The organism is Acidovorax sp. GW823-FHT01C06 (assembly GCF_058798375.1).
In genome coordinates this window covers 93,510-117,426 of the sequence record NZ_JBXAKN010000009.1, presented here as the reverse complement: position 1 = coordinate 117,426, position 23,917 = coordinate 93,510, and the positions used below count along the sequence as shown (strand labels likewise).

The 23,917-nt window shown below is 70.3% G+C and carries 26 protein-coding genes; 6 read left to right on the top strand and 20 right to left on the bottom strand.

Annotated features, from left to right (window positions below; genetic code table 11):
- Positions 1 to 16: 16 nt before the first annotated feature.
- The 9 genes from AC1RCS_RS18300 to dinG all read right to left on the bottom strand — a co-directional run bounded on the left by AC1RCS_RS18300 (position 17) and on the right by dinG (position 7,547).
- A complete protein-coding gene (locus AC1RCS_RS18300; protein WP_492246112.1) occupies positions 17 to 283 on the bottom strand; it encodes a DUF3297 family protein in 267 nt (88 codons plus the stop codon).
- A 158-nt stretch (positions 284 to 441) separates the two neighbouring features.
- Positions 442 to 1,053, bottom strand: a complete 612-nt coding sequence (locus AC1RCS_RS18295; RefSeq protein ID WP_492246111.1) for a 3'-5' exonuclease — start codon at positions 1,051 to 1,053, stop codon at positions 442 to 444.
- Between the two features lie 131 nt (positions 1,054 to 1,184).
- The gene (locus tag AC1RCS_RS18290) at positions 1,185 to 1,952 is read right to left on the bottom strand and encodes a hypothetical protein (protein ID WP_492246110.1); all 768 of its coding nucleotides are present in this window, start codon (positions 1,950 to 1,952) and stop codon (positions 1,185 to 1,187) included.
- A 77-nt stretch (positions 1,953 to 2,029) separates the two neighbouring features.
- A complete protein-coding gene (locus AC1RCS_RS18285) occupies positions 2,030 to 3,277 on the bottom strand; it encodes an extracellular catalytic domain type 1 short-chain-length polyhydroxyalkanoate depolymerase (RefSeq protein ID WP_492246109.1) in 1,248 nt (415 codons plus the stop codon).
- A 37-nt stretch (positions 3,278 to 3,314) separates the two neighbouring features.
- Positions 3,315 to 3,743 (bottom strand): CopG family transcriptional regulator, encoded by a 429-nt coding sequence (locus AC1RCS_RS18280; protein WP_218296371.1) that lies wholly within the window; start codon positions 3,741 to 3,743, stop codon positions 3,315 to 3,317.
- A 162-nt stretch (positions 3,744 to 3,905) separates the two neighbouring features.
- Positions 3,906 to 4,154: a hypothetical protein gene (locus tag AC1RCS_RS18275; protein ID WP_218296370.1), complete on the bottom strand. Its 249-nt coding sequence runs from the start codon at positions 4,152 to 4,154 to the stop codon at positions 3,906 to 3,908.
- A gap of 46 nt (positions 4,155 to 4,200) precedes the next feature.
- On the bottom strand, positions 4,201 to 4,704 hold the full coding sequence (locus AC1RCS_RS18270) for a pyridoxamine 5'-phosphate oxidase family protein (RefSeq protein ID WP_218296369.1): 504 nt from the start codon (positions 4,702 to 4,704) through the stop codon (positions 4,201 to 4,203).
- A 169-nt stretch (positions 4,705 to 4,873) separates the two neighbouring features.
- Positions 4,874 to 5,230, bottom strand: a complete 357-nt coding sequence (locus AC1RCS_RS18265; protein ID WP_492246108.1) for a zinc ribbon domain-containing protein YjdM — start codon at positions 5,228 to 5,230, stop codon at positions 4,874 to 4,876.
- Positions 5,231 to 5,372: 142 nt separating this feature from the next.
- Entirely contained in the window at positions 5,373 to 7,547 is a 2,175-nt protein-coding gene (dinG, locus tag AC1RCS_RS18260) for an ATP-dependent DNA helicase DinG (protein ID WP_492246187.1), read from the bottom strand.
- A gap of 138 nt (positions 7,548 to 7,685) precedes the next feature.
- Between dinG and AC1RCS_RS18255 the strand changes: the two genes are divergently transcribed.
- Positions 7,686 to 7,982, top strand: a complete 297-nt coding sequence (locus tag AC1RCS_RS18255) for a hypothetical protein (protein ID WP_218296367.1) — start codon at positions 7,686 to 7,688, stop codon at positions 7,980 to 7,982.
- An 80-nt stretch (positions 7,983 to 8,062) separates the two neighbouring features.
- Here the strand turns inward: AC1RCS_RS18255 and AC1RCS_RS18250 are convergent, their stop codons facing one another.
- The 5 genes from AC1RCS_RS18250 to AC1RCS_RS18230 all read right to left on the bottom strand — a co-directional run bounded on the left by AC1RCS_RS18250 (position 8,063) and on the right by AC1RCS_RS18230 (position 13,537).
- Positions 8,063 to 9,973: a B12-binding domain-containing radical SAM protein gene (locus AC1RCS_RS18250; RefSeq protein WP_492246107.1), complete on the bottom strand. Its 1,911-nt coding sequence runs from the start codon at positions 9,971 to 9,973 to the stop codon at positions 8,063 to 8,065.
- 88 nt (positions 9,974 to 10,061) lie between these two features.
- On the bottom strand, positions 10,062 to 11,117 hold the full coding sequence (locus AC1RCS_RS18245; RefSeq protein ID WP_492246106.1) for a sensor domain-containing diguanylate cyclase: 1,056 nt from the start codon (positions 11,115 to 11,117) through the stop codon (positions 10,062 to 10,064).
- A 76-nt stretch (positions 11,118 to 11,193) separates the two neighbouring features.
- Positions 11,194 to 11,745 carry a gamma carbonic anhydrase family protein gene (locus AC1RCS_RS18240; RefSeq protein ID WP_218339334.1) on the bottom strand — a complete coding sequence of 184 codons (552 nt, stop codon included), beginning with the start codon at positions 11,743 to 11,745 and terminating at the stop codon, positions 11,194 to 11,196.
- 91 nt (positions 11,746 to 11,836) lie between these two features.
- Positions 11,837 to 12,829, bottom strand: coding sequence for a glycerophosphodiester phosphodiesterase family protein (locus tag AC1RCS_RS18235; RefSeq protein WP_492246105.1), 993 nt, complete (start codon positions 12,827 to 12,829; stop codon positions 11,837 to 11,839).
- Between the two features lie 69 nt (positions 12,830 to 12,898).
- Entirely contained in the window at positions 12,899 to 13,537 is a 639-nt protein-coding gene (locus tag AC1RCS_RS18230; protein WP_218296357.1) for a TetR/AcrR family transcriptional regulator, read from the bottom strand.
- 129 nt (positions 13,538 to 13,666) lie between these two features.
- Here AC1RCS_RS18230 and AC1RCS_RS18225 point away from each other — a divergent pair, with 129 nt between their 5' ends.
- Positions 13,667 to 14,695 (top strand): MBL fold metallo-hydrolase, encoded by a 1,029-nt coding sequence (locus AC1RCS_RS18225; protein ID WP_492246186.1) that lies wholly within the window; start codon positions 13,667 to 13,669, stop codon positions 14,693 to 14,695.
- 33 nt (positions 14,696 to 14,728) lie between these two features.
- Here AC1RCS_RS18225 and pdxR read toward each other — a convergent pair whose 3' ends face one another.
- Positions 14,729 to 16,225 (bottom strand): MocR-like pyridoxine biosynthesis transcription factor PdxR, encoded by a 1,497-nt coding sequence (gene pdxR, locus AC1RCS_RS18220; RefSeq protein WP_492246104.1) that lies wholly within the window; start codon positions 16,223 to 16,225, stop codon positions 14,729 to 14,731.
- Between the two features lie 100 nt (positions 16,226 to 16,325).
- On the opposite strand from pdxR, the gene AC1RCS_RS18215 reads away from it, so the two are divergent.
- Entirely contained in the window at positions 16,326 to 16,811 is a 486-nt protein-coding gene (locus AC1RCS_RS18215) for an OsmC family protein (RefSeq protein WP_492246103.1), read from the top strand.
- On the top strand, positions 16,808 to 17,446 hold the full coding sequence (locus AC1RCS_RS18210; RefSeq protein WP_218296354.1) for an FMN-binding negative transcriptional regulator: 639 nt from the start codon (positions 16,808 to 16,810) through the stop codon (positions 17,444 to 17,446). The genes AC1RCS_RS18215 and AC1RCS_RS18210 overlap by 4 nt, the downstream gene beginning before the upstream one ends.
- A gap of 225 nt (positions 17,447 to 17,671) precedes the next feature.
- Here AC1RCS_RS18210 and AC1RCS_RS18205 read toward each other — a convergent pair whose 3' ends face one another.
- The 5 genes from AC1RCS_RS18205 to AC1RCS_RS18185 form a co-directional block, all read right to left on the bottom strand.
- Positions 17,672 to 19,084, bottom strand: a complete 1,413-nt coding sequence (locus AC1RCS_RS18205; protein WP_492246102.1) for a homoserine dehydrogenase — start codon at positions 19,082 to 19,084, stop codon at positions 17,672 to 17,674.
- A gap of 141 nt (positions 19,085 to 19,225) precedes the next feature.
- On the bottom strand, positions 19,226 to 19,354 hold the full coding sequence (locus AC1RCS_RS18200) for a hypothetical protein (protein ID WP_255590954.1): 129 nt from the start codon (positions 19,352 to 19,354) through the stop codon (positions 19,226 to 19,228).
- Between the two features lie 127 nt (positions 19,355 to 19,481).
- Complete coding sequence (locus AC1RCS_RS18195) at positions 19,482 to 20,330, bottom strand: DUF72 domain-containing protein (protein ID WP_492246101.1); 849 nt, start codon at positions 20,328 to 20,330, stop codon at positions 19,482 to 19,484.
- A 108-nt stretch (positions 20,331 to 20,438) separates the two neighbouring features.
- On the bottom strand, positions 20,439 to 21,761 hold the full coding sequence (locus tag AC1RCS_RS18190; protein WP_492246100.1) for an ATP-binding protein: 1,323 nt from the start codon (positions 21,759 to 21,761) through the stop codon (positions 20,439 to 20,441).
- The gene (locus tag AC1RCS_RS18185) at positions 21,758 to 22,516 is read right to left on the bottom strand and encodes a response regulator (protein WP_218339343.1); all 759 of its coding nucleotides are present in this window, start codon (positions 22,514 to 22,516) and stop codon (positions 21,758 to 21,760) included. Before AC1RCS_RS18185 ends, AC1RCS_RS18190 begins: the two co-directional genes overlap by 4 nt.
- Positions 22,517 to 22,695: 179 nt before the next feature.
- Here AC1RCS_RS18185 and AC1RCS_RS18180 point away from each other — a divergent pair, with 179 nt between their 5' ends.
- Positions 22,696 to 23,178: a DUF2147 domain-containing protein gene (locus AC1RCS_RS18180; RefSeq protein ID WP_492246099.1), complete on the top strand. Its 483-nt coding sequence runs from the start codon at positions 22,696 to 22,698 to the stop codon at positions 23,176 to 23,178.
- Positions 23,175 to 23,894 carry a cytochrome c biogenesis CcdA family protein gene (locus AC1RCS_RS18175; RefSeq protein ID WP_492246098.1) on the top strand — a complete coding sequence of 240 codons (720 nt, stop codon included), beginning with the start codon at positions 23,175 to 23,177 and terminating at the stop codon, positions 23,892 to 23,894. The genes AC1RCS_RS18180 and AC1RCS_RS18175 overlap by 4 nt, the downstream gene beginning before the upstream one ends.
- The last annotated feature ends 23 nt before the right edge of the window (positions 23,895 to 23,917 follow it).

Sequence of the window (23,917 nt, the reverse complement as noted above, 5' to 3'; positions counted from 1 at the left end):
GCCGCGCGGGGCGATGTCACTTGTAGAAAGCCTCGACCTTGCCCTTGAGCTTGATCATCAGCGGGTGGCCCTTGCGGTCCACCGTCTTGCCCGCGGGCACCTTCACCCAGCCTTCGCTGACGCAGTATTCCTCGACATCCGTGCGGTCCTTGCCGTTGAAGCGGATGCCGATGTCGTGCTGGAACACCGCGGCCACATGGTGCGGGCTGCGCGGGTCCACGCTCAGGTGGTCGGGGAGTGCGGGGCGGTCGGTGGCGGCAGCGGCTGGGGTGGTGTCGGTCATGCGGTGGTCTGGTTGAAAAGCGAAAGCGCGGATTTTCCGGGATTTGGCCGAGGACCCGGATCAGGTGCCCCCTGGGGCACGGCTGGAAAATGAATGAAAATGCCTTCTAGCGCACTGTGGATAAGCGCCGCAAGCTATCAAATATGTAGCAAACGCATTCAGGGCGTGGCGTGCCGCGCGAGCAGCGCGCCCACCGCGGGTTTGGCGCAGCGCTGCACCAGCTGCAGCAGTGCATGGCTGGGTTCGGCCACCCGCCAGCGCGTGCGCAGGTCGTGCTGGATGCGCGCGAGCAGCGCGGCGGCCATTTCGGCATCGGCCAGCGCCCGGTGGGCCTGGCCCGTGCGCGGCAGGCCGTGGTAGTCCACCAGCGTACCGAGCTTGTGGCTGGGGGCCTGCGGGTACAGGCGGCGCGACAGCAGCACGGTGCAGGCGAAGGGGTGCGGCGCGGCCACGCCGGCCCGTGCCAGTTCGGCCTGCCAGAACTTGCTGTCGAACGACGCGTTGTGCGCCACCATGGGCGCATCGCCCACGAAGCGCGCGGCATCGGCCATGACGCCTGCGGCCTCTGGGGCCGCGTTCACCATGGCGTTGGTGATGCCGGTGAGCTGGGTGATGAACGGCGGAATCCACGCGCCGGTTTTCAGGAGGCTCTGGAAGCGGTCCACCACCTGGCCTTTTTCCAGCAGCACGATGGCGATCTCTGTCGCGCGCGCGCCCTGGCCGGGCGAGACGCCGGTGGTTTCAAAGTCGATGACGGCGATGGGGGGCATGGGTGTTCCGAGGGGCAAGGCCGTGCGTCAGCGGCCCCCATTGCGGGCCGCAGCGGGTTGTGCCGGCGGGCCTGCAGGATAAACCGAACCCCGTGCCGGGCGGGGCCCTGGGGGTGGTCGGCTGGGAACGGCTACGCCGTGAAGGTGTAGTCCACCGGCACGCGGTGTTCGTAGACCGTCTGGCTCGACGCATTCTTCATCAGCAGCCGCAGGCCCGTGACCGCGCAGGGGTCGATGAGGGTGAAGTGCCTGTGCACGGTCCCCGCGCCGTCCAGCCGGCCCGTGGTGCCCTCGTAGGTCATGTTGGCCTGCGTGTCGGGAATGACCCAGATGTCCAGGCCTTCCTCCGCCTGGATGTCGTATTCGACCTCGACATCGATGCGGGTGCCGGCCTTGACCGTGGCGGGGGACGCAATGGACAGACGGATGTCGGTGATCCGCGATCCCTTGCCATCGTTCCTTTGCGCCTCGTCCAGCACCGCGTCCTCGTAGGTGAAGTCCACGGCGATGGCCTGGTTGAACACCTCCACGAAGTCCCGGTTCTTGACCACGATGAACAACTCGCGCACGGTCCCCGCCTGCGTGAGGTGCACGGAACGGCTCACCCGCCCGGAGCCCGGGTTCAGCATGTCGTGCGAGCCTTCGTAGAGGGAGTCGTAGGTGGTGTCCAGGATCTTCACCCACGCATACAGCGGCTCGCGCGGCGCGCCGTAGCGGTAGTCCAGGGTCACGGTGATCGGCGTGTTGGCCGGCAGCACGCTGCCCGAGGGGGGCGCGATGGAGACCGCGGTGATGCGCAGGTCGGTGCGGGTGTTGTCCTGGCGCCCCGAACGCCGCAGGGCGTAGAAGACCAGCCCGATGGCCACCAGCCCCGCGACGGTGATGTAGACGTTCTCCATGACGGATTCCTCTCCCTGGATGGCTTTCGCACCGTGTTGTTGTGCTGGATGAAGGTAGCGCTGCGCTCCCGGGCAAATTATGGCGGGGTGCCGGCCAGTCCCCGGGGATGCTCCAGGAAGAACCGCAGCATCTCCCGCGTGGCCGATACCCCCCGGGGGTCGGTGTGGCTGCCCTGCGCATGCCCGCCCGCCCAGGCATGGCCGCCGCCATGCAGCACCCAGTGCTCCGCCACCGGCGCGCCTGCGAGGCCATACACCGTGCGCGTGTAGCCCTGGCCACCGGCCGACTGGCCCTGGTGCGTGCCCAGCTCCACGGTGCCCGGGGCGCTGGCCCGCGCCGCCTGCACCAGCTGCTCGCCGTTGCGGGCGTGCACGGTGGTGTCGGCATCGCCGTGGAAGACGATCAGGGGCGCCGCCGCAACAGCCCCCGGAGCCGGGGTGCCCGCCGCCGGCCTGGCGCCATGCTTCATGGCCGACAGCGCCCCCATCACGTTGTGTGCCGCGCCGGCCTGCAGGCCCGAGTGCACGCCCACGGCCGCAAACACGTCGGGGTACTCGCGGCCCAGCAGCGCGGCCATGGCGCCGCCGGCCGACAGGCCCGCCACGTAGACGCGCCGCGCATCCACGGGGTGGCGCGCCATCACGTCCTGCACCATCGCCACCAGCAGAGCGGGTTCGCCGCCGCCCCGGCGCTGGTCTTCGGGGCGGAACCAGTTCCAGCAGCCGTTGGGGTTAGCGCTGTGGGGCTGTGCGGGGTACAGCACCAGCGCGTTGGCCGGGGCGGCGGCGGCGTTCATCCCGGTGCCGGTGGCGAAGTCCACGGGATTCTGCGTGCAGCCGTGCAGCATCAGCACCAGGGGCATGGGCGTGCCGGCCCCCGCGCCGGGCGGCACGTACAGGTGGTAGTGGTGCGGGTTGTGCGGGGCGCCAGGTTGGCTGAAGGCGACCGCGGTGAAGCTGTCCGGGGGCTCGGCGGCGTGCGGCGCGGCGGCCGCCGGGCGGGCACCCGGCCCGGACGGTGGGGCGGGCCGGGCCGCGCCCGGGGGGACTTGCACGGTGCCGCGCTCGACCACCACCGCGTCCTCCACGTCCTGCGCCGCGCTGCTGCGCCACGGGGTTCCCGTGCGAAAGGCGAAGGGGGTTGCCGGTGCCTGCACCGGGGCGGGGCCCGGGCGTTCCGGCGGCGGCGCGGCGGGCCCCGGCGCCGTGGCCGAAGCGCTGCCCAGCGCCTGCTGGATGGCCCGCGTGGCATCCGCCAGCTGGCCGCTGCGCACCAGGTGGGTGGCCTGACCCATCAGCTGCTTGAGTTTGAGGTTCCAGTCCATGGGGTTCTTTCGTGGTGGTGGTGGTGGTGCGCCGCGCTCAGCCAATGCGCCCTGCCAGGGCGGCCTTGACCGGGGCGCTGGCGTGAAACGCGCCCAGCACCGTGATGGAGGCAATCGTGGCCTGCGCCAGGGTGGGTGGCACGTCGTCGTCGATGCTGACCAGGCCGAGCACGCGGATCTCGAGCACCTGGCCCGCTGCCTGCACGGCTTGCAGCTCGGCGCGGCCAAACCGCTGCAGGCCCAGCACAAGCATCTTGCGGGCCACCACCTGCCGCACGGCGTCGCCCTGGGCGGCCAGCTGCTGGCGGATGGCCGTGCGGATGAAGTCGGTGCGGTTGGCATAAAACCCTTCCGACACCAGCAGGTCGATGTGGCCCAGGTCGACAAAGCCCAGGTTGATCGTGATCTTTTCGGAATCGGGAATCTTGCCGCGCACGGCCAGGGACGAAGCGGGAGCTGGGGTCATGGGGCCCTCCGTGGCCGGTGGTATGGATGATTTCCATCCATATGGATGGTTTGTGGATGGTATATGGATGGAAAATCCTTTGCTTCAAGGGCCACGCGCAAAAGAAAAGAGCCCGAAGGCTCTTTGCGCATGGGTGCGAGCGGTGCCGGTGCCCGGCGGCGCTCAGCCCGCCCCGCGGCTGCCCGCCGGGCCGCTGCTGCCGGCGGCGCCCCGGCGCGACTGCGCCTGGTTGCTGCTGCCCAGGTGCGTGTCGCGGTCGCCCCGGCTTTCGGGGGTGCGGCGGCCCTGGTTGATCTGGGTGGTGGGCTTGTCGCCCGTGCTGTTGTGGGCCTGGGCGACCTTGCCCGAGCCCTCGGTGTTGTCATTGCCGCCCGATGGGTCTTCCTCGCGGCGGTTTTCCTTGCTGCTCATGGAACCTCCTGGAATGGATGGTGAAGAAAAGGCGTGGCGGTGCCGTTCACGGCAGCGTCAGTTCCTTGTGCTCGCCCAGCTGGCGCGGGGGCTGGCCGGTGACGGCCGCCTTGGCCATCTTGAACAGCTGCACCATCTTGCTTTCGTCCACGTCCCAGTATTCGGCATGGCGGATGCGCACGGCCAGCAGGGCCAGCTCCGGATCGGTGTGGCCGCCCGGAAACCATGCCTGGGCCGCGGTCGACCACAAGGCTTCCTTTTGCGCCAGATCGTCCACGAAACGCGCCTGGCCCGAGAGCGAGACATAGCTGTCCGCGCCGGGGTCGGCGTACGAGACGTTCACCTCGCCATCGGTGAGGAGGCGCTCGTACAGTTCGCCGGACTTGGGAATGAAGAAATAAAGCTCCGCCTGTTCGTCCATGCGGCGGTTCTGCGTGGTCAGCGGGTGGGCATGCAGCATGCCGCTGGCGGTGCGGTGGGTCAGCATCCCGAAGCGGATGTCCTTGATGAGCTTCCACAAGGTGTCGTGGGCGGGGGTGTCGTGGGGCATGGGCTCTCCGTGCGGTGGTGAATGGGGAAGGGGTCGGTGCTTCCATTCACTCTAGGCAGGGTGGCGCGCGCACCGTGTCGGCCCGCCGCCCGCCGGGGCGTGGGTGTTTATCTGACACCGCCGCGCCCCGTGCCCTGTATCGCGGGCAGGGGCCCGGGGCCGGGCCCGATCAGGCCTTTTTCAGGAACTCTGACTTGAGCAGCATGCTGCCCAGCTCCGTCTTGCAGTCCACGTTGTGGCCGTCGGCGCCATCGACGAGGCGGATGCCCTTGATCTTGGTGCCCTTCTTGAGCGTGGATGAGGACCCCTTGACCTTGAGGTCCTTCACCAGGATCACCGCGTCGCCATCGGCCAGCGGGTTGCCGTGGGCGTCCAGCACGGCGCCGCCGCCCTCGGGCGCGTCGACCTCGGCGGATTCGGCTGCCTGGGGCCATTCGAAGGCGCAGTCAGGGCAGATGTAGTGGTTGCCGTCGGGGTAGGTGTTCTCCAGGCCGCATTGGGGGCAGGCGGGGATGGCGTTCGTCATGGGGTTCTCGCTGGGGATGGCAAATGGGGAGGAAGGGAGGGAAGGAGGGGCAGCACGGCGCGTGGGACGGGTGCAGCCCCCGGCCCGTGCCGCCGTGGCGCCCGCTGGTGGGGACGGCGCCGCAGGCGACTCGGGGGGCATCCTACAGGGGCGCGCGTTGCTCCAGCGCAAAGGGCGGCAGGCCCTTGAGCAGGCGCTGGCCGTAGCTCGTGCGCATGAGGCGCTTGTCGTAGCAGTAGACATGCGCCTGGTCGTCCTCGGTGCGGATGGCGCGGCCCACCCACTGCGCCAGGCGGATGGCGGTGGCGGGCACCACCAGTTCGCTGAACGGGTCGCGGCCCACGGCGCGCAGCCATTCGGCGCGGGCCTCTCCCACCGGGTCGTCGGGCGGGGCAAAGGGCAGCTTGGTGATGAACACCGACTCGCACAGCCGCCCGGGCAGATCCAGCCCCTCGCCGAACGACTGCATGCCGAAGATGACCGAGGGCTCGCCGTTCTCCACCCGTTCGCGGTGGCGCTTGAGCAGCTGCGTGCGCGGCAGCGCGTTCTGCACCAGCACCACGCCGCGCATGGCGGTGGGCAAGGCGTCCACGGCCTGGCGCATCTGCTCGCGCGAGGTGAACAGCACCAGCGCGCCGTACTCCACGCGCGCGATGTCGTGCAGCAGCGCATCCACCATCTCGGCCGTGAACTGCGCGGCGTTCTTGGGGTCGGCGCGCGTCTCGGCGGCGATCAGCGTGCCCTGGGCGGCGTAGTTGAAGGGGCTGGGCACCTCCAGCGTGATCGCGGCCTCGTCGCCGTGCAGCCCGGCCTCGCGCAGGAAGAAATCGAAATTGCCGCAGCTGTTGAGCGTGGCCGACGTGAGCACCGCGCCGCGCACCGCGTTCCACAGGTGGTTGCGCAGCGTGGTGCCCGGCAGGATGGGGCTGGCGTGTGCCTTGACCACGATGAAATCGCCATCGACCTCCAGCGTGAACCACTTGGCCGCAGGCACGAAGCTGCGGTCTGCGCCCTGGGGGGCCTCCTGCAGCAGCAGCTGCGCGGTGGCGTGCAGCTCTTCCAGACGCGGCGCCAGCATGCCGATCTGCGCATACAGCGTGGACAGGCGCTTGGCCTCCTCGGGCTTGTCGCGCATTTCGGCGCGCAGGGCCTTGCTGATGGCGCGCAGGGCTTCGAGGAAGCCGTCGGCGCTGGCGGCCAGCAGCCCCAGCGGCGCGGTGAGCGGCTCGGGCAGCTCGCCGCGCGGCACCCGCACCCGGGCCGGGCCCCAGGTGTCCTTCTGGCTCTTGAGCGCGGGGCCGTACACGTCCATCACGATGCGCGCGAGGTCCTGCAGTGTCTGCCGCAGCTGGGCCGCGTGGCGCGGGATGTCGGCGATCTCTTCCACCTCCAGCAGCGCGCCGATGCGCAGGCCCCGGCTGGAGAGCCGGTCGATCCACGCCAGGCGCGACAGGTCCATGCTGCAGGCGAACTGGTCGAGCGCCGTGGCGGGCAGGTGGTGGGCCTCGTCCAGCACCAGGAGGCAGTTGTCCAGCTCGGGCAGCACGCGCGCGCCCAGCGACGACAGCAGCAGGTCATGGTTGGCCACGATCACCTGCGCGCCCACCAGTTCCTTGCGCTTGTCGTAGTAGGTGCATTGGCTGAAGGCGGGGCAGTGCTTGCCCGTGCACGACGCGCCCTCGGCCGCCACGGGGCTCCACACCTCGGGCTCGGGCGGGGTCTCCAGGCTGTCGCGGTCGCCGTCCCAGGCGCCCTTGGCCAGCGTCTGCGCCATGGCGCCGTAGAACTGGATGCGCGCCTCGGTTTCCTGCCGGGGGCGCTTGGCGCGGGCGGCGGCCTCCTCCTCGGCGAACAGGTCGTCTTCATCGGACGCCTCGGCCTCGCCCGCGCCCGCCAGCCGGTCGAGCTTGAGCTTGCACACATAGCGCCCGCGCCCCTTGGCCAGCGCGAACTTGAAGGGCTGGGGCATCAGCGCGGCCAGCGCCGGCAGGTCCTTGTTGACCAGCTGCTCCTGCAGCGCCACGGTGGCGGTGGAGATCAGCACCCGCGTGCCGCGCGACAGCGCCAGCGCGATGGCGGGCGCGCAGTAGGCCAGCGACTTGCCCACGCCCGTGCCGGCCTGGATGACGGCGATGGAGCGCGTGGGCGCCGCCTCGCCGCCCTCCTCGTCCACCTTGCCCAGCGTGGCGCTGCTGAACGTGTGCGCCACCTGCTCGGCCATGCGCCGCTGGCCGTCGCGGCTGCGAAACCCGGGCGTGGCCTGCACCACCGCATCGAAAGATTCAAGGGCCTGCGCGGCCCACACCTGTTGAGACATACAGTAGTGTCGCATGGGTTGGCGCCTGCGCCTTCGCGGCCAGCGGCCGCTTCACCCGGCGGACAGATGGCGCCGGGGACTACACGGCGGCTCCGGGGGCTTTCCTACGATGAAGCCCTGTACCGCAGGAGAGATCACATGCCCACCGCCAGCACCCCGGACCACCCCAGCGCCGCCCCCACCGGCCAGCCCAGCGTCAACACCACCACGCCCCAGTCGCCCGCCACCGCCGGCCGGCGTACCCCACAGGCCGCGCCGCCGCCCGAAAGCGCCGACAAGCCCAAGCTGCCGCACGAGCGCGATGAATCGGTGGATATGACCCACGGCCAGCCCGATGCCCAGGTGGAGCAGGCCTACCGGGACGTGCAGCGGGGCCTGCAGGACACGGACCGGGGCCCGCCAGCGGACAAGGCCTATCAGAAGCAAAAGCAGTAGGCGCTCTGCTATTGATAGCTGCCAGCGCTTGTTGAATAACCGCTGAGCGGCATTTTCATTCAAATTCCAGTCCCCGGCCCTCATCCTCGCTCGCGCAGCGCCCGCTCGATGCGGTCGCGCCGCACCGTGGTCTTGGGCACCTTGAAGGGGAACCACGTGCGCACGTCTTCTTCCAGACCGATGCCGTGCATGTAGTTGTAGATGGCTTTCTTGAGCGCGCCGCCCAGCGCATCGTGGTCCACGCCCGTGGGGTCGATGAAGGCCACGTCGTTCTTGGCGAAGTCGCCCGGCGGCAGCGGCGCGAGGGTCACGCCGTACTCCTCGGGGTTCTTGCCCACGGGCGAGTGCACGGTGCAGGCAAAGCGGTGAAAGAAGCCGCTCTGGATGCAGCCGTTGGCGAACAGCTGGCGCACGTATTCGAGCGCGTCCACCGTGTCCTGCACGGTCTGCGTGGGAAAGCCGTACATCAGGTACGCATGCACCAGGATGCCCGCGTCGGTGAAGGCCCGCGTCACGCGCGCCACCTGGTCCACCGACACGCCTTTTTTCATGAGGGTGAGCAGCCGGTCGGACGCGACTTCGAGCCCGCCCGAGATGGCGATGCAGCCGCTGTCGGCCATCAGCCCGGCCAGGTCGGGCGTGAAGGTTTTCTCGAACCGCACATTGCCCCACCAGCTGATGCCCGCGTTGCGCGCGATCAGCTCGGTGGCCAGTGCTTTCAGCGCCTTGGGGGGCGCGGCTTCGTCCACGAAGTGAAAGCCCGTCTGCCCCGTCTCGCGCACGATGGCCTCGATGCGGTCGGCCAGCACCTCGGCGCTCGCGCCCTCGTAGCGGCTGATGTAGTCCAGGCTCACGTCGCAGAAGCTGCACTTCTTCCAGTAGCAGCCGTGCGCCACCGTGAGCTTGTTCCAGCGCCCGTCGCTCCACAGCCGGTGCATGGGGTTGAGCATGTCCAGCAGCGACAGGTAGCGGTCCAGCGGCAGGCCGTCCCAGGTGGGCGTGCCCACCTCGGCGAAGGCCACGTCGGCTTCCATCATGTTGATGTACTGGACGGTGCCCTCGTCGTTGCGCACGAAGGTGCGCACCAGCCGCTGGCGGCCGCGTTCGCCGCGCACATGTTCGAGCAGCGCCAGCAGCGGGCGCTCGCCGGCGTCCAGCGTCACGTAGTCGACATGGTCGAACACGCGCGGGTCGGCCAGCTCGCGCAGTTCGGTGTTCACGAAGCCGCCGCCCAGCACCGTCACCACCTGCGGATGGCGCGCCTTGATGGCCTGCGCGATGCGGAACGCCGCGTACACGGAGCCCGGGAAAGGCACCGACAGCAGCACCACCGTGGGCTGGTGGCGTTCGATGGCCTCGTGCGTGAGCTGCGCCAGCAGGTCGTCCACCAGCGTGGGCGGTGCGGCCAGCGCCGTGGCCAGCGGGTCGAACGTGGGCTGGCTGCCCGCCAGCGATTCGGCATAGCGCACGAATTCGAAGCGCTCGTCCACCGCGTCGCGCAGCACATCGGCCAGGTCGTTCAGGTACAGCGTGGCCAGGTGCTTGGCCTTGTCGTGCAGGCCCAGGGCGCCGAACGCCCAGCCCAGCGGGTCGCCGCCTTCGTCGTCCACATACACATCCAGCGTGGCGAAGCGTGGGCCCTCGGGCAGGTAGTTGCGGCCCGCGATGCGGTGGGCCAGCGTGCTGTCGCGCCCCTGCAGGAAGGCAATGGCCGGGCCGATGGTGGCCAGGTAGCGGTCCTGCTGCGCGGCAAAGGACTGCACGGCGGGGCTTTGTTTCTTGGCGGGCAGTGCATCCACCTTGGCGGCCACGGCCCTCAGGCCCTCGGGCGAGAGCAGCCGCAGCACGAGCGCCAGCGCCAGGTCCTCCTGGAACGCGAGGACGCCGCGCGAGCGCAGGAAGCCCGTGAGGTAGGCGGTGGAGGGATAGGGCGTGTTCAGCTGCGTCATCGGGGGGATGACGGCGAGCACGCGGCACGGGGAAGAGGCCATGGAGCGTGGGGGTGGTGACCGCCGATTATCCCGGCACCGCGATGGTGTCCCTGGCGGTGTGGCTACTGCGGCGGCGGCGCGGGCCGGCTCAGCGGCGGGTGGGCAGCCCGCCGCGCGCCTGTGCCAGCGCGTCCTGGGCCTGCCGGCGCGCGCGCTTGACCTGGTACATCATCTGGTCGGCCACGCGCAGGGCGTCCTCGGCCCTGCAGGTCTGGTCCGGCGCCATGGTGACCGCGCCCACGCTGGCGCCGGCGTAGTCCAGCGATGCGCCCGGCAGGTCGAAGCGGCCCTGCGTGGCCTGGGCGATGCGCAGGCTCAGCGCATCCTGCGCGGTGTGCAGGGCGTCGCCGGCGTGTGCGCTCAGGCTGATCACCACGAACTCGTCGCCGCCCAGGCGCGCGGCCAGGTCCTCGGCGCGCAGCACGCCCCGCAGGCGCTGCGCGACGGCCACGAGGAACTGGTCGCCCACCTCGTGGCCGTGGGTGTCGTTGATCGCCTTGAAGCCGTCGAGGTCGATGAACGCGATCTGCACGCCCATCTGCCGGCGCCGGCCCTGCGCCAGCATCCGTTCCAGCGCCTCCATGAGCGCGCGGCGATTGGGCAGCCCCGTGAGCTGGTCGGTGGCGGCCACGGCGGCCAGCTGTTCGTTGGCGGCCAGCAGTTTGTGGATGAGCTGCTCGCGCTCCACCTGCTGGCCGATGAGATAGGCGAACAGCGTGAGGATGCGTTCGGCCTCGGGCGTGCGCGGGCGGGCGTGGGTGCTGGCCGCGCACAGCGTGCCGTACAGCGCGCCGTTGCCGACGCGCACGGGCTGGCTCGCGTAGGTGCGGATGCCCAGGCCGCGCGCGGCCTGCGAATCGCCCCAGCAGGTGGGAACGTCGTCGGTGAAAGTGCGGCCCTCTTCCAGCGCGCGCTTGCACAGCGTGTCGTTCCAGGGCACGACCAGGCCCTCGGGGATCTGCATGGCGCTGGAGTTGCGCGCGTACAGCACGTGCTGCACGCCCTGTGCCTCGTCGATGGCGGTGAGGTAGGTGGACTCCAGCCCCGTCACCGCCTCCAGCATTTCCAGAAGCGGCCGCGTCAGCTCTTCGACGGAGTGGGCCGTGGAGACCGACTGGGACAGTTGCTCAAGAAGTTCACTCATAGACAAACATGGCTCGAATAGTGATGCGATACGCGCCGCCCGCGCGCCCTGGGGCCTGCCGGACTTCCGGACCGGATCAGGCTGCAGGCTTCGTCAGCGGCGGGGCCTGGTAGTTGTTCTTCACCCGCACGTAGTGTTCGGCCGAGTAGCGCAGGTACGCCATCTCCACGTCCGTCAGCGCGCGCTGGCGCACCGCCGGGCGGCCCATGTAGAGGTAGCCGCTTTCCAGCACCTTGCCGGGCGAGACCAGGCTGCCCGCGCCCAGCATCACGCGGTCGCCCACCACGGCGTCGTCCATCACGATCGAGCCCATGCCGATCAGGCATTCGTCGCCGATGCGGCAGCCGTGCAGGATCACCGAGTGGCCGATGGTCACATGGCTGCCGATGAGGAGCGGCGAGCCCTCGGGCTTGCTGGCGTTGCGGTGCGAGACATGGCCCATGGCCAGGTCCTGCACGTTGCTGCACTCCCCCACCACGATGCGGTTCACGTCGCCGCGCAGCACGGCGTTGCACCACACCGAGGCGTCGCGGCCCAGGGTCACGTCGCCGATCACCTGGGCGGAGTCGTGGATGAAGACGCCGCTGCCCAGGCACGGGGCGGTATCGAGGTAGGGGGCAAGGGGCATGGGGTGGGAAGGAATGAGGGTGGTGGTGAAGAGAAAGAAGCCGGAATGCGCCGGGGCGCACGCAGCCGCCAAGCGTAGCGCCAAGCGGGGCTCAGCGCCGGAAGACGGGCCCGATGACCTCGATCTTGTTGGTCCAGACATAGCCCGCGAAGCCCCGGGGCACCTGGGCCAGCTGCGCGGGCGTGTCGATGCCCGAGGTGCCGGCGTCGCCCGCGCCGTAGGGGCCCAGCAGGATGATCTCGCTGCCCGCCTGCCGCAGCCGCCGCTGCAGCAGGTTCGGCCAGCCCCAGAGCCAGGGCGCGACGTTCAGGGGCACCATCACGGTGGTCTGGCGGCAGGCCTCGGGGACGATGCCGGCCCAGCCCAGGGCGATGTAGCGGCCCAGGCACTGCGCCAGCCCCTGGCGCGACCAGGTCCTGACGGGTGCCCCGCCCTGGGCCGCGAGCGCCCCGGCGGCGCGCAGGGTGGGCTCGTCGCCCCCGTACGCGCCCCAGATGGCCTGCCGCCAGGCGGGCTGTCCGGCCACCAGCGCGGCGAGCATGTCGCCCTCGCGCGCCTCCCGGCTCTTGAAATTGACGAGAAAGCGCTGGCCGGGCATGGCCGTGAAGACCTCGGAGAGCTCGGGCATCAGCCCCACGCCCTTGCCGCGCAGGGGGTAGGTCCGGCCCCCGTCGGCGGTGTAGCCGTAGCCCACATCCAGCGTGCGCAGGTAGGACATCGCGTGGCTGCGCGTGGTGCCCCGGCCTTCGGTGCGGCAGTCCAGCGTCCAGTCGTGCAGCACGGCCAGGCGGCCGTCGGTGGTGGGGTGCACGTCCAGCTCCACGATGTCCGCGCCATGGGCGAATGCCGCCTGCATGGAGCGCACCGTGTTCTCGATGTAGTCGTGCGTGGGCGGCTCGATGCGCCGGGCGGTGCAGGTGTCCCGCTCCAGCCCCTCGCGGTGGTAGGTCTGGTGCACGCCCCGGTGCGCGATCAGGCGCGCTTTGGCGCCTTCGGGCGGCGCTGCGCGCCAGGAGGCGTTGAAAACCCAGACCGCCGCGGTGGCGATGCCCAGGCCGATGAGGAGGGAGTGGCGTTTGCGCATGGGAGGCGTGCCCTGGGAGGGGCTGGCGGTCGTGCGGCGAGCATTTTGCCCGGGCCGGGGTTCCCCGGCCTACGGCGCGCCGACCGCGTAGAACCCGAGGAACATCTCCACCGCATCGGCCAGCACCTGCTGCTGCACGGCAGGCGCCAGCGGCGGCTGACCCATGGCCAGCTGGGGCCAGAAGGCAAAGGACTTGACCATGCCGTGCAGCTGGTGGGCCGCGTACTGCGGGTCCACCCCCGCGCGCAGGGCGCCGTCCTGCTGGGCCGCGCGGATCCAGCGCGGCAGGCCTTCTTCCTTTTCGGACAGGCGCGCCACCATGGCCTGGGCGCGCTCGGGCGTGTGCATCATTTCGGCCATCGCCACGCGCGAGAGGTCGATGAAGCTCGCGTCGTTCAGCAGCTCCATCTTCTGCTCCAGCACCGCGAGCAGCTGCGCGCGCAGCGGTCGCCCCGCGTCATAGGCCACGTCGGGCAACGAATGGCTGCGCTCCCACAGGTGGTCCAGGATGGCGCCGAACAGCTCGTCCTTGCTGGGAAAGTGGTTGTACACCGTGCGCTTGGACACCTCGGCCGCCGCGGCCACGCGGTCCATGCTGGTGCCGTTGAAGCCATGTTCGCGGAATTCGCCGATGGCGGCCTGCACGATGGCCTCGCGCTTGCGGTCGGTCAGGCGGGTGGGGGCGATCACGGTGGCGGGCTCGGTCATTCCCCTATTTTACACCGGGTAGTTTACTTTTTTGAAAAGTGAACTACACTGTGCAGTGCACTTTTCGGAAAAGCATCCATGCTCCGCCGCACGCCCCGAATCCTTCTCATCCTCACCGTTGTCACCGCCATGGCCTACAGCATCCTTTCCTGCACCTCCTTGCCGGCAAGCTCCCATGAGCAGTCGCCCCAGCACGTCGATGGCAAGTTCCGCAACGCGGCGCCGCGCCAGGCCCCGGGTTTTGCCAAGACCCTGGGCATCATGTGGCGCTTCATGACGGACAAGCCCGCCGACGCGGTGCCGGCCCAGCCGCCACAGGTGCTGCCGCTCACGCAGGCCGACCTGCTGGGCGCCCCCGACCTGAGCCTGTGGCGCCTGGGCCACTCGACCATGCTGCTCAAGCTGCAGGGCCAGTTCTGGCTGACCGACCCGGTGTTCTCCGAACGCGCCTCGCCGTTTTCCTTCATGGGCCCCAAGCGCTTCCATGCGCCGCCCATCGCCATCGACGAGCTGCCGCCCATCACCGGCGTGGTGCTCTCGCACGACCACTACGACCACCTGGACTTCGATGCCATCCGGCAGCTCGCCCCCAAGGTGGCGCATTTCGTCACGCCGCTGGGCGTGGGCGACCGCCTTGTCGCCTGGGGCGTGCCCGCCGCCAAGGTGCAGCAGTTCGACTGGTGGCAGGGCACCACCATCGCCGGCGTGAAGCTGGTGGCCACGCCCGCACAGCACTTCTCGGGCCGCAGCCTGTCGGACGGCAACCGCACGCTGTGGGCGTCGTGGGTGCTGGTGGCGGGGGACACGCGCATCTTCTTCAGCGGCGACACGGGCTACTTCGACGGCTTCAAGGCCATCGGCGAGCGCTTCGGCCCGTTCGACCTGACGATGGTGGAAACCGGCGCCTACGACGCCCAGTGGCCCGACGTGCACATGCAGCCCGAGGAAAGCCTGCAGGCCCACCTGGACGTGAAGGGCCGCCACCTGATGCCCATCCACAACGGTACGTTCGACCTGGCGCTGCACGCGTGGACGGACCCGTTCGACCGCATCACCGCCCTGGCCGGGAAAGCCGGCGTGCCGCTGGTGGCGCCGGTGATGGGCGAGCGGCTGGACATCCGGCAGCCCGCGCTCTCGCAGCAATGGTGGAAAAGGTAGGGGGACACCGCCAGCGCGGCGGTCGCTCGCCGGTCAGAGCCCCTTGCGGTGACTTCTGGAAGCTAACCGCGCCACTACCCGCGCGGCGGCCACGATCTCGGGCTCGCCGTAGCCCGCGTAGCCAAACAGCCAGCCTCTACGGTTCGATTCCATCGCATAGCGCGACAAGGGTGCCAGCATCACCCCGGCGGCGAGTGCGCTGCGGCTCAAGGCCTCGTCGTTGCTGCCGGGCGCGCATTCCAGCAGCAGGTGCATGCCCCGGTCGCTGGGCGCCAGCTGCAGCGCGCCGCCGCTGGCCTGGGCCAGCGCGTCGATCAGCACCTGCTGGCGCTCCTGGTACAGCTCGCGCATCTGCCGCAGGTGGCGCAGCAGGTGGCCTTCGGCGATGAAGCGCGCCAGCACCGCCTGTGCGTCGCCGGGCGCATGCCGGTCGGTGATGGCGCGGGCCATGGCAAAGGCTTCCACCAGCGCGGGTGGCACGACCACGAAGCCCAGGCGCAGGCCGGGGTGCAGGGTCTTGGAGAACGTGCCCACGTACAGCACGCGCTCCGAGCCCGGCAGGCTGCACAGGGCGGGCACGCGCTGGGCCTTGCCGTCGTGCTTGCCGTACTGGAATTCGCCGTCGTAGTCGTCCTCCACCACCCAGGCGTCGTGCGTGCGCGCCCACTGCAGCAGGGCCTGGCGCCGCGCCAGTGGCATGCACACGCCGGTGGGGAACTGGTGCGTGGGCGTGACCACGGCCATGCGCGCACCGGGCCACTGCGCGGCGCCTTCGGCGATGCGCAGGCCCTGCGCATCCAGCGCCACGGGCCGCGCCAGCACGCCGTGGCCCAGCAGGCTGGCGCGGATGCCGGGGTAGCCCGGGTCTTCCACCAGCACCTCGTCGCCCGCGTCCAGCAGCAGCCGCGCGATCAGATCGATGCCCTGCTGCGAGCCCGAGCACACCACCACCTGCGCCGCATCGCAGCGGATGCCGCGCGACGCCCACAGCCACAGCGCGATGGCCTGGCGCAGCTGGGGGTCGCCCGCAGGGTCCAGGTACTGCGCGCGGGCGCTGCGCTGGCCGGGGCTGGCCTGGCGCGCCAGGCGGTCCCACAGCGCGAACGGAAAAGTGTCCACCTCGGGCGCGCCGATGCGAAATGCCCGCGCCGCCACATGCGGAGGCCGCCAGCGCGCCGCCGTCTCGGCAATGAGCTGCCCGCGCTTCGACAGCCCGCGCGGCGGCGCCACCAGTCCCTGCGCCGGGGCCGTGCCCGCGGCCTCGGACACATAGGTGCCGTCGCCCACTCGCGCTTCCACGTAGCCCTCGGCCTGCAGGCGCTGCACGGCCCAGAGCACCGTGTTGCGCGACACACCCAGGCCGGCCGCATGCTCGCGCGACGGCGGCAGGCGCGTGCCTGCGGGCAGGCGGCCGTGCTCGATGGCGCCGCGCAACTGCTCATAGACCTGCTGGCGCAGCAGGCCCTGGCGCGGGCCCGGAGCACCCGTGGCGGCGGCGACGGTCTTCGGATTGGCTCTGGCAACCGGCATGAATTGGCCCCTTGGTTGTGGCAATGCAGCCATAAACTGAAGAACCATTTTAGAAACCATCCGGGCTGCCTGCGAGGCCCGGTCCCACAAGAAAGATCCTATGGCCGAGCACACCGCCACCATCGCCTGGTCCCGTGGCAGCGACGACTTTCTGGACAAGCGCTACCACCGCGCGCACACCTGGCAATTCGATGGCGGCGCCGTGGTGGCCGGCTCGTCGTCGCCGCATGTGGTGCCGCTGCCCTACTCCGACGCTTTGGCCGTGGACCCCGAAGAAGCCTACGTGGCCGCGCTGTCGAGTTGCCACATGCTGTGGTTCCTGGACTTCGCCTGCCGTGCCGGATGGCGCGTGGACAGCTACACCGATGCCGCCGTGGGCACCATGGCCAAGGATGCCGAAGGCCGCCTGGTGGTTGCGCACGTGCAGCTGCGGCCCGTGACGCGCTTCGACGCGGCGCACGCGCCCAGCAGCGCGGTGCTGGCCGACCTGCACCATCAGGCGCACGCGGCATGCTTTTTGGCCAACTCGGTCAAGACGCAGATCGACTGCGCGCCCGTGCTGGACGTGGAAGGACCACTGACATGACCATTGCCAACCGCCAGTTCCAGGTGACCGACCCAGCCGTTCTGCACGGCCTGGTGCGGGACCAGCCCCTGGCCACCCTGGTCGTCTCGCACGAGGGCGCCCTGCACGTCAACCACGTGCCGCTGTACCTGGACCCCACGCGCGGCCCACACGGCACGCTGGTGGGCCACGTGGGCCGCGGCAACGGCGTGTGGCCGCTGCTGCCGCAGCAGGCGGTGGCCGTGTTCCATGGCCCGCAGGCCTACGTGTCGCCGTCGTGGTACCCGTCCAAGGCCGTCGATGGCAAACAGGTGCCCACCTGGAACTACGCCACGGTGCACGCCCACGGCACGCTCAGCGCGGTGGACGGCGACCCCGAGCGCCTGCGCGCGATCCTGCACACCCTGACCGAGGCGCACGAAGCCCACCGCCCGCACCCCTGGCACGTGGACGATGCGCCCGCCGACTACCTGCACAAACTGCTGGGCGCCATCGTGGGCGTCGAGCTGGCGGTGGAACGCTGGGAAGGCGTCTGGAAGGTGAGCCAGAACCGCACGGACACGGACCGCGCCGGCGTCGTCGAGGGGCTGACGGCGCAAGGCACGCCGCAAGCGCTGGCCATGGCGGCGCTGGTGGAACGAGGGCCGGGCATCTAGCCAGTGATTGCTGCGATATTCATAGCTTGAAGCGCTTGATAGTAGGGCGACAGAGCCTGTTTTGACCTTTAGAACCGCAGCATCAACCCGTACCGGTCGGGCTGAGCCTGTCGCAGCCATGCGCCGCGTTTCGACAGGCTCAGCGTGAACGGTGCTGGTGAGTGCCGAGTGGTGGTGGCACGACGTGGCGTGCGGCCAGACACCGCCCATGGCAACCCTTCAGCATCATCCCTCTAGCATCTCCACGCGCAGCGACACCACCGGCCCGGCCACGGCGGGGTGCGCGGCCAGCGCGTGCATGGCCAGGTCCACCGTGGACTGGGCCGCCACGTCGGTGAGCACCAGCACCTGGGGATGGCCGGGGCTGGATGCCGCCTTGTCGGCCTGCAGTGTTTTTTCGGCCGCCAGCTCCACACGCAGCACCGGCACCTGCTGCGCCGCCAGCCAGGCGCCCACGGCCTCGATCTGCTGGGCCGTGTGCACGGGCACCCGCAGGTAGTGGCGCGTGCGCACGGCGGCGCGCGGCAGCACGGCCTGGTCGTTGCTGATGGCGCTGGCATGAAAGCCCAGGTGCGGCACCCGCTGCGCCGCGTGGGTGCCATGAAGCCGCGCCACGTCCACCAGGTCGGCGATCACGGCCGACGCGGTCTGCTCGGAGCCCGCGCCCGCGCCGTAGTACATCGTCACGCCCGACGCATCGCCCTTGACCATGATGCCGTTCATCGAGCCATTGACATGCGCCAGCAGGTGCGTGGCGGGCACCAGCGCGGGCTGCACGCGCAGCTCCACGCCGTCGGCACCATCGCCGTGCTCGCGGCGCCGCGCCACCCCCAGCAGCTTGATGCGAAAGCCCAGCTGCTCCGCGCAGGCCACGTCCAGCCCCTGGAGCGCGGTGATGCCCTCCACCTGCGCGTCGGCAAAGCGCAGCGGCATGCCGAACGCATTGGCGGCCAGCAGCGTGATCTTGTGCGCGGCGTCGATGCCCTCGATGTCGAAGGTCGGATCGGCCTCGGCGTAGCCCAGCGCCTGGGCCTGGGCCAGCGCCTCGGCAAAGCCCACGCCCTCGTCGCGCATCTTGCTCAGGATGAAGTTGGTGGTGCCGTTGATGATGCCGGCCACCCATTCGATGCGGTTGGCGGTGAGGCCCTCGCGCAGCGCTTTCACGATGGGGATGCTCACGGCCACCGCGCCTTCGTACGCCACGGCCACGCCGTGCTGGCGCGCGGCGGCGAAGATCTCGTTGCCATGCTCGGCCAGCAGCGCCTTGTTGGCCGTGACCACATGCTTGCCCGCGCGGATGGCGGCCAGCACCCATTCACGCGCCGGGCCGGTGCCGCCGGCGGCCTCCACCAGCACGTCCACATCGGGGTGCGTGGCGACCTGCATGGGGTCGTTGGTCAGGGCCACGTCCTTGCCCACCACGCTCATGGCACGGGCCAGGCTGCGGGCGCAGACCACCACCATCTTGATGCCCCGCCCCGCGCGGCCCGCGATGAGCGCCTGGTTGCGCGCCAGCACGCGGAAGGTGCCCGCGCCCACGGTGCCAATGCCGATCATGCCCACGCGCAGGGGGCGCATGGCCGCGGCGGAAGGCTCGAACGACGGGGCTTCTAGGGACTGGACGGGATCGCGGAACATGGGCTTCTCCAAACGACTGCAAAACAAACAAACAAACAAACAAAAAAACCCAGCTGCCAGAGCTGGGTTTCAGTCAATTCGTCTTGGGGGAGAAGAGAGAGCGATCACCAGGTGGCTGCCGAAACGGCCACCTGCGCGTGCTCAGGTGGCCGCGGTGGTAATGGTGGTAATCATTCGTGCACCCATCGCCCGCGTGAATGCGGACAGCATCATGCACATGCCCTGGAAGGCCGTGGCGCGTGCGGTGAAGGGGATGGCGGTGTACGACATGAAGGATGCAGTGTACCCGAGGCCCTTGGGCCGCCGTCAAGCCCGTGCCGCGCCTGGTGCCGCGGGCAGGCGTCCGGGCAGCCCGCGACAGGGTGATTTTGCTATTGAATCAATAGCTTTTGGCGCTTCATGGATAAGCGCCAGGCGCCGATTTCTTTCTCATCGCCATCTCGCCAGCACCTGCGGCCTGCGCCCGCAGTCCCAGCTGCGCCATCAGCTCCATCGCGCCGGCCGGGGCCCGCTCCTTCGCGCCGTTGATGAAATACACGAACACATCGCGCGGCCGCTCGCCGCGGGTCCAGGCGCGCACGCCCTCGGCCCATTGCGCAATCGCCTCGGGCGTGTAGCCGGTGGGCACGTCGGCCTGGCTGCGCATCAGCCGCAGATAGGCGAAGTCCGCCTCGGCATCGGCAATGGCCGGGAATTTCTCGGAATCGGTGTGCACCGGCACGCAGCCGTAGCGGCGGGCCAGCGCGATGAAGGCGGGGGTGGCAAAGCTCTCGTGCCGCACGTCGAGCACATGGCGCAGGCTGCGGCCATCGACCTGTTGGGGCAGCAGCGCGAGGAAGGCCTCGAAGTCCCCCGGTTCGAACACCTTGGTGGGCATGAACTGCCAGACGATGGGGCCGAGCTTGTCCTTCAGTTCCGAGATGCCGCTTTCCACAAACCGCATGACCGAGTCGCCCGCCTGCGCCAGCACGCGGCGGTTCGTCGCGAAGCGGTTGGCCTTGAGCGAGAACATGAAGCCCTCGGGCGTCTCGCCGTGCCATTTGGCAAACGTGGGCGGCTTGAAGGTGCTGTAGTAGGTGCCGTTGACCTCGATGGCGCTGAGCTGGCGGCTGGCGTACTGCAGCTCCTTGCTGTGCGCGAGGCCCGCGGGGTAGAAGTTGTCGCGCCAGGGCTCGAAGGTCCAGCCGCCGATGCCGATGCGGATGTGCTGGCTGCGGGTGCTACTGCTGTTTGCGGTGGTTTCCACGGCGTTCCCTGTCTGACAGTCCACGGGGTGGCCACTTTAGCAGCGCGACCGAGGCTGCGGCAACGCCCCGGACCGCCCGACGCCGCAGGGGCATACGGTGCGCCTGACTTATGCAGAGGTTTCCCGCGACCCCGGCACTTCCACGCGCGCCTCCAGCCCCGCACCGTCCTCGCGCGGCCCCAGCACCAGCCGGCCGCCCAGCGCCTGGGCCAGTTCGTTCGCAATGGCCAGGCCCAGCCCCGTGCCGCCGGTGCCGCGGTTGCGCGAGTCTTCCAGCCGCACGTAGGGCTGCAGCACGGCGGCCAGTTCGGCGGCGGGGATGCCCGGCCCCCGGTCCAGCACCCGCACCAGCCATGGGCCTTGGTGCCCGGCCTCCAGGCTCAGCTCGGCCGCGCCGGCGAACTTGAGCGCGTTGTCCACCAGGTTGCATACCAGCCGGCGCAGGGCCTGCGGGCGCGTGTCGCAGGTGCCCTCTGCCGTGTGCAGCAGCGACACGGGCAGGCCGGCATCGGCGTAGTCGAACGCAATGCTCTGCAGCAGCGCGCGCAGGTCCACGCGCTGCAGGGGCTCCCGGGCGGCCTGGGACGAGCGCGCGTAGGCAATGCCTTCTTCCACCAGCGACTGCATCTCGGCCAGGTCCGCGTGCAGCTTGCCCTGCAGCGTGGTGTCGTCCAGCAGGTCGGCGCGCAGGCGCAGCCGGGTGATGGGCGTCTGCAGGTCGTGCGAGACGGCGGCCAGGATGCGCATACGCTCCTCCAGGTGCGCCTGGATGCGCTGCTGCATGCGGTTGAAGGCCTGGGCGGCGCGCTGCACCTCGCGCGGGCCGTCCTCGGCCAGGGGCACGGCGGGGCGGTCGGCATCCAGCGCGTCGGCCGCGTCGGCCAGCGCGCGCAGGGGCCGCGTGGCCGCGCGCACGGCCCAGGCGCACAGGCCCGCCAGCAGCGCCAGCTGCAGCGCCAGCGCGCCCAGCACCCAGGGCGAGACCTGCAGCCGGGGCTCGTCCATGTCCACGGCCAGCGGCGTGCCGTCGCTCAACTGGAGCTGCAGGCGCAGCTCGGTGCCGGGCACGCGGGGGTCGATCACCCGCACCGTCTGGCCGGGGGGCAGCGTGGCGCCCACGGCGCCCGCGATCAGGCGGGCCAGGTCGGACGGGTCCTCGGGCGCATCCTGCGGCGCGGTCAACGCGAACCGGTAGTTGCGGCGCGCCAGCCGGTCCACCCACTGCGCGCGCTCTGCGGCGGGCAGGCGCTCCAGCATGGCCACGGAGCTGGCCACGTCGCTCGCCAGGTACGACACCATGGCGCGGCGCATGGTCATGCCGCGCTCGGTGAGCGCGAGCACGAAGGTCAGCGCATGCGCCAGCGCCAGGCCCAGCGCCAGCACCAGCAGGATGCGCCCGAACAGCGAGCGGGGCCACCCGCGCAGCGTCATGCGGCGGCCTCGTTGGAGGTTGCCGTGGGCAACACGTCGGCGCAGAACACATAGCCCTCGTTGCGCACTGTCTTGATGTAGCGCGAGCCCCGGGCACCATCCCCGAGCCGCTGGCGCACGCGGCTGACCAAGAGGTCGATGGAGCGGTCGAACACGTCGGCGTCGCGCCCCTGCGTGAGCTGCAGCAGCTGGTCGCGCGTGAGGATGCGCTGCGGATGGTCCAGCAGCACGCGCAGCAGCCGGTATTCGGCGCCCGACAGCGCCACCACCGCGCCCGTGGCATCGAGCAGGTGGCGCGCCGTGGTGTCCAGCCGCCAGTCGCCGAACGCCAGCTGCCGCGCGGGCTCGGCCGTCGCCAGGTTGGGCGGCAGCATGCGCGTGCGCCGCAGCACGGCGTGGATGCGCGCCAGCAGCTCGCGCGCGGCGAAGGGCTTGGTCAGGTAGTCGTCCGCACCCAGCTCCAGGCCCAGGATGCGGTCGGCCTCGTCGCTGCGCGCGGTGAGCATGATGATGGGCAGCGGCGGCGCGCCGGGGCTGCGCAGCTCGCGGCACAGCGCGATGCCGTCGGTGCCGGGCAGCATCAGGTCCAGCACCAAGAGGTCGATGCGCTGCGTGGCCAGCACCTCACGCATCTGCCGTCCATCGGCCGCCACGCTCACCTGCAGGCCCTGGCGCTGCAGGTACTCGGCCGCCAGCTCGCGGATGCCGGCGTCGTCATCGACGATCAGGACGTGGTCTTCGGTGGGCGTGCTCATGGGCCGTGATTCTCCGAGGTTTGCCCTGCGCGTGGCGGCGGCGCGGCGGGCCGTATGTATCTGAACTTGTCTGGCGGCGCGGCAGACACGCACGCATACCAAAAGGCCTTGCCAGGAAATATCACCGATACGTCCGCTGGCTTCAATGCAGTCTTCCTGAACTTCACGAGGACCGTGCCATGAAGATGAACCCCTGGACAACAACCACGGCCGGGCTGCTGGCCCTGTGCCTGGCCCAATCCGCTGGCGCCCAGCAATCCCTGGCCGCCGCACCTGCCAAGGCCCCGCTGGGCCGCTGGATCACCGAAAGCGGCAACCTGGAGGTGGACATCGTGCTCTGCGCCGGCGAGACCCTGTGTGGCAAGGTGGTGCGCGTGCTGGGCAACCGCTCCATGAGCGCGCCGGGCACCGAGATGGCGGCGGCCGACGCGCGGCCCGCGCTGGGCATGACCCTGCTGTCGGGCCTGCGCCCCAGCGATGGCGGCAGTAACACCGAATACCAGGGCGAGATCTACAACCGCGAGAACGCCAAGACCTACCGCGCCATCCTCACCCCCGCCGAGCCGGACCAGCTGCTGGTGCGCGCCTACGTGGGCATCCCGCTCTTTGGCAAGACGCAGGTGTGGCGCCGCCCGGGCGCAGAGCACGGGGGCGTGCAATGACCATGGCCGCCACCTCGCCCTGGCTGGCCGTGGCCGCCGGCATGCTCACCGTGGGCGCGCCCTGCGTGCTGCCCATGCTGCCGGTGGTGCTGGGCGCGTCGGTGGCGGGTGGGGCGGCGCGGCGCACGCGTCCGCTGTTCATCGCGCTGGGCTTTGCGCTCTCGTTCGCGGCCGTGGCGCTGCTGTTCAGCAGCTTCGCGCAGGTGCTGGGCGTGTCGCCCGGGGGCTTGCGCCGGTTCGCCGCCGTGATGCTGCTGGTGTTTGGCGTGCTCACGGTGTGGCCTCGGCCCTTCCAGTGGCTCAGCCAACAGGCGGGTGGCGTGCTCGGCCGCGTGGCCAGCCTGGGGCTGGGCTCATCGGCCGGCAACTGGGGCGGGCTGCTGCTGGGCCTGAGCCTGGGCGCGGTGTGGACGCCCTGCGCCGGGCCGGTGCTGGCCTCCATCCTCACGCTCATCGCCACCGAGCCGCCCGGGGTCAGCACGGCGGTGCTGCTGCTCGCGTATTCCACCGGCGCCGCAGTGCCCATGCTGGCCATTGCCTACGGTGGCCAGGCAGCGGCCGGCCATGTGCGCCGCATCTCGCGCCATGCGCACCGCGTGCAGCAGGCCTTTGGCGTGGTGGTCATCGCCGTGGCGCTGGCCATGCTGCTGGAGGTGGATGGGCAGGTCACCGCCTGGCTGTCGCAGTTCTATCCCTCGGGTTCTGGCGGGCTGTAAGCGGCCCGCAGCAAGGAGTTTTC

Bases quoted from the DNA above. Each gene is read 5' to 3' on its own strand.
- AC1RCS_RS18300 (WP_492246112.1), bottom strand. From the start codon at position 283: ATGACCGACACCACCCCAGCCGCTGCCGCCACCGACCGCCCCGCACTC.
- AC1RCS_RS18295 (WP_492246111.1), bottom strand. From the start codon at position 1,053: ATGCCCCCCATCGCCGTCATCGACTTTGAAACCACCGGCGTCTCGCCC.
- AC1RCS_RS18290 (WP_492246110.1), bottom strand. From the start codon at position 1,952: ATGGAGAACGTCTACATCACCGTCGCGGGGCTGGTGGCCATCGGGCTG.
- AC1RCS_RS18285 (WP_492246109.1), bottom strand. From the start codon at position 3,277: ATGGACTGGAACCTCAAACTCAAGCAGCTGATGGGTCAGGCCACCCAC.
- AC1RCS_RS18280 (WP_218296371.1), bottom strand. From the start codon at position 3,743: ATGACCCCAGCTCCCGCTTCGTCCCTGGCCGTGCGCGGCAAGATTCCC.
- AC1RCS_RS18275 (WP_218296370.1), bottom strand. From the start codon at position 4,154: ATGAGCAGCAAGGAAAACCGCCGCGAGGAAGACCCATCGGGCGGCAAT.
- AC1RCS_RS18270 (WP_218296369.1), bottom strand. From the start codon at position 4,704: ATGCCCCACGACACCCCCGCCCACGACACCTTGTGGAAGCTCATCAAG.
- AC1RCS_RS18265 (WP_492246108.1), bottom strand. From the start codon at position 5,230: ATGACGAACGCCATCCCCGCCTGCCCCCAATGCGGCCTGGAGAACACC.
- dinG (WP_492246187.1), bottom strand. From the start codon at position 7,547: ATGTCTCAACAGGTGTGGGCCGCGCAGGCCCTTGAATCTTTCGATGCG.
- AC1RCS_RS18255 (WP_218296367.1), top strand. From the start codon at position 7,686: ATGCCCACCGCCAGCACCCCGGACCACCCCAGCGCCGCCCCCACCGGC.
- AC1RCS_RS18250 (WP_492246107.1), bottom strand. From the start codon at position 9,973: ATGGCCTCTTCCCCGTGCCGCGTGCTCGCCGTCATCCCCCCGATGACG.
- AC1RCS_RS18245 (WP_492246106.1), bottom strand. From the start codon at position 11,117: ATGAGTGAACTTCTTGAGCAACTGTCCCAGTCGGTCTCCACGGCCCAC.
- AC1RCS_RS18240 (WP_218339334.1), bottom strand. From the start codon at position 11,745: ATGCCCCTTGCCCCCTACCTCGATACCGCCCCGTGCCTGGGCAGCGGC.
- AC1RCS_RS18235 (WP_492246105.1), bottom strand. From the start codon at position 12,829: ATGCGCAAACGCCACTCCCTCCTCATCGGCCTGGGCATCGCCACCGCG.
- AC1RCS_RS18230 (WP_218296357.1), bottom strand. From the start codon at position 13,537: ATGACCGAGCCCGCCACCGTGATCGCCCCCACCCGCCTGACCGACCGC.
- AC1RCS_RS18225 (WP_492246186.1), top strand. From the start codon at position 13,667: ATGGCCTACAGCATCCTTTCCTGCACCTCCTTGCCGGCAAGCTCCCAT.
- pdxR (WP_492246104.1), bottom strand. From the start codon at position 16,225: ATGCCGGTTGCCAGAGCCAATCCGAAGACCGTCGCCGCCGCCACGGGT.
- AC1RCS_RS18215 (WP_492246103.1), top strand. From the start codon at position 16,326: ATGGCCGAGCACACCGCCACCATCGCCTGGTCCCGTGGCAGCGACGAC.
- AC1RCS_RS18210 (WP_218296354.1), top strand. From the start codon at position 16,808: ATGACCATTGCCAACCGCCAGTTCCAGGTGACCGACCCAGCCGTTCTG.
- AC1RCS_RS18205 (WP_492246102.1), bottom strand. From the start codon at position 19,084: ATGTTCCGCGATCCCGTCCAGTCCCTAGAAGCCCCGTCGTTCGAGCCT.
- AC1RCS_RS18200 (WP_255590954.1), bottom strand. From the start codon at position 19,354: ATGTCGTACACCGCCATCCCCTTCACCGCACGCGCCACGGCCTTCCAG.
- AC1RCS_RS18190 (WP_492246100.1), bottom strand. From the start codon at position 21,761: ATGACGCTGCGCGGGTGGCCCCGCTCGCTGTTCGGGCGCATCCTGCTG.
- AC1RCS_RS18185 (WP_218339343.1), bottom strand. From the start codon at position 22,516: ATGAGCACGCCCACCGAAGACCACGTCCTGATCGTCGATGACGACGCC.
- AC1RCS_RS18180 (WP_492246099.1), top strand. From the start codon at position 22,696: ATGAAGATGAACCCCTGGACAACAACCACGGCCGGGCTGCTGGCCCTG.
- AC1RCS_RS18175 (WP_492246098.1), top strand. From the start codon at position 23,175: ATGACCATGGCCGCCACCTCGCCCTGGCTGGCCGTGGCCGCCGGCATG.